Genomic DNA, 2,203 nt, shown 5'->3' with positions numbered 1-2,203 from the left:
GGCGGCTGGGTGAGGTTCTCTCCGGCAAGGACACCACGCCCGAGTTTGCCCATCTGACGGCAGATGACCGGAAGAATATTCGCGAGATTCTGGCGGCAACGAAACCGGGGCTGACGATACAATAGGGGCGCTATGAAGAAGAAAACGATTGCGGATGTGGATGTGGCGGGCAAGCGGGTGCTGGTTCGCGTGGACTTCAATGTGCCTCAGGACGACTCCGGGGCCATTACCGATGACCGACGGATCGAGGCGGCGCTCCCGACCCTCAAGGCGCTTTTAGACGCGGGCGGGGCGCTGACCGTGATGAGCCATCTGGGGCGGCCCAAGGGCAAGATCAGCGCCAAGTATAGTTTGAAACCCGTGGCGGAGCGGCTGGCACAGCTCACGGGAATCACGGTGAATCTGGCGACAGCCTCCGAGGGCGACCCGCTAGGAATCGCAACCGTGACACCTGCCGCTGGGCAGATTGCATTGCTGGAGAACACGCGCTTCACCGATGCCGAGGTAGCCAATGATCCCGCGCTGAGTGAAAAACTCGCCACGCTCGCCGATGTCTATGTCAACGATGCTTTTGGGGCCGCGCACCGAGCGCACGCTTCCACGGAGGGCGTCGCGACGGTTTGCAAGGCGCAGGGCAAGCCGTGTGTCAGTGGCCTGCTGATGCAAAAAGAGCTAGACTATCTGGGCGGCGCGGTGGTGAATCCTAAGCGGCCTTTTGTGGCGATTCTGGGCGGCAAGAAAGTGGCGGACAAGATTCCGGTGATCGAGAACTTGCTGCCGCAAGTGGACACGCTGATTATCGGCGGCGGCATGGGCTACACGTTTGTGAAGGCGGCGGGCTTCGAGATCGGCAAGAGCCTGCTCGACGCCGATTCGCTGGAGTTCTGCAAAACACTCCTGGGCAACGAAAAAATCGCGCTCCCCACCGACTGCGTGGCGGTATCCGAGTTCTCCAACGACGCCGAGCGCACGACCGTGAGCGTCGAGGCGATTCCCGCCGATCAGGAAGGGCTGGACATTGGCCCGGAGTCCGCAGCAAAGTTCGCGGCGATTATCGCGAGCGCAAAAACCGTGGTCTGGAACGGCCCGATGGGGGTTTTTGAGTTCCCCAACTTCGCAGCGGGCACCAAGGCCGTCGCCGAGGCCATGGCGGCGGCAACAGCGAACGGTGCCACCACCATCGTGGGCGGCGGCGACTCCGCAGCAGCCGTGGAGCTCCTAGGATTTGCCGACAAGATGAGCCATATCTCCACCGGCGGCGGCGCGAGCCTGGAGTTCTTAGAGGGCAAGAAACTCCCCGGCGTCGAAGCGCTCGACGACAAATAATCCCGCCGGTTAGAGCGGCGGGACTAGAGAGCCGTTGGCTACGAAGGGCATTCCGCCCATGCAAGTTTTTGTGGGCTCTCCCGTCGGGGAGCCCTTTTTCTCTACGAGGTAGTACACTATGCCCACGGTTCCTCATCCTAATCCCGCAGAGCTCGGGCAAAATTTCTTCTATGGCATCGGCGTTCGGAAAAACTACCGCAAGGCGTTTCCGTTGCTTCTCAAAGCCGCAGAGCTGGGGCATATTCACTGCAAGAACGTGGTCGGCTTTTGCTATGATCGCGGCTTCGGAGTGGAAAAAGATATCGCCAAGGCTCTCTTCTGGTACGAGCAAGCGGCAGCGAATGACCATCAGGTGGCTCTGTTCAATCTCGCGCGATGCTATGAGAAAGGCAAAGGTGTCACGCGTGACTTGGAGAGAGCCTTGTCATTCTACAAACGAGCTGCGGCGCTTGGCGATGTGCCTGCTGTGTGTAATCTGGGAGTGATGCACTGGCTCGGACAGGGTACACAGATAGACCTCCCTGAGGCCGCTCGATGCATGCGTTACGCCGCACGACGAGGGGATTCAAAGTCACAGTATAACCTGGGAATCCTCTACGACGAAGGAATCGGAGTGGCGAAAAACCGACGGTGGGCGACTCTCTGGATGAGAAAGGCGGCGGCGCAAGGGCATCTCGGGGCGCTGGAGTTCTTAGCACCACAGTGAACCGAAAACGCTGCGAAAAATAAAGATCAAGGGCGAGCTGTTTTTTTGTTTATAGCATTCTAATACTGTTATTTAACGGGGTGTGCTAATTTCCTCAGACGGCATATCGAGCCACCTCAGCCAGATCACGTCCTAAGACGAGGTTGAAGTAACGAGCCAGATTGAAGGCTG

At 58.9% G+C, this 2,203-nt stretch carries 2 protein-coding genes; both read left to right on the top strand.

The window, feature by feature from the left end; genetic code table 11:
* Nucleotides 1-132: 132 nt before the first annotated feature.
* The gene (locus ACH2EH_RS03755; RefSeq protein ID WP_395139109.1) at nt 133-1,326 is read left to right on the top strand and encodes a phosphoglycerate kinase; all 1,194 of its coding nucleotides are present in this window, start codon (nt 133-135) and stop codon (nt 1,324-1,326) included.
* Nucleotides 1,327-1,444: 118 nt separating this feature from the next.
* Nucleotides 1,445-2,032 carry a tetratricopeptide repeat protein gene (locus ACH2EH_RS03750; RefSeq protein ID WP_395139107.1) on the top strand — a complete coding sequence of 196 codons (588 nt, stop codon included), beginning with the start codon at nt 1,445-1,447 and terminating at the stop codon, nt 2,030-2,032.
* Nucleotides 2,033-2,203 lie beyond the last annotated feature (171 nt).

It is taken from the genome of Armatimonas sp. (genome assembly GCF_043760365.1).
Classification (GTDB): Bacteria; Armatimonadota; Armatimonadia; order Armatimonadales; family Armatimonadaceae; genus Armatimonas.
The sequence above is the reverse complement of the archived record's forward strand: the minus strand, read 5'-3'. Positions and strand labels throughout refer to the sequence as shown.

What these genes read in the sequence shown, in the direction of transcription:
- ACH2EH_RS03755 (WP_395139109.1), top strand. Translation starts at nt 133, where the DNA reads ATGAAGAAGAAAACGATTGCGGATGTGGATGTGGCGGGCAAGCGGGTG.
- ACH2EH_RS03750 (WP_395139107.1), top strand. Translation starts at nt 1,445, where the DNA reads ATGCCCACGGTTCCTCATCCTAATCCCGCAGAGCTCGGGCAAAATTTC.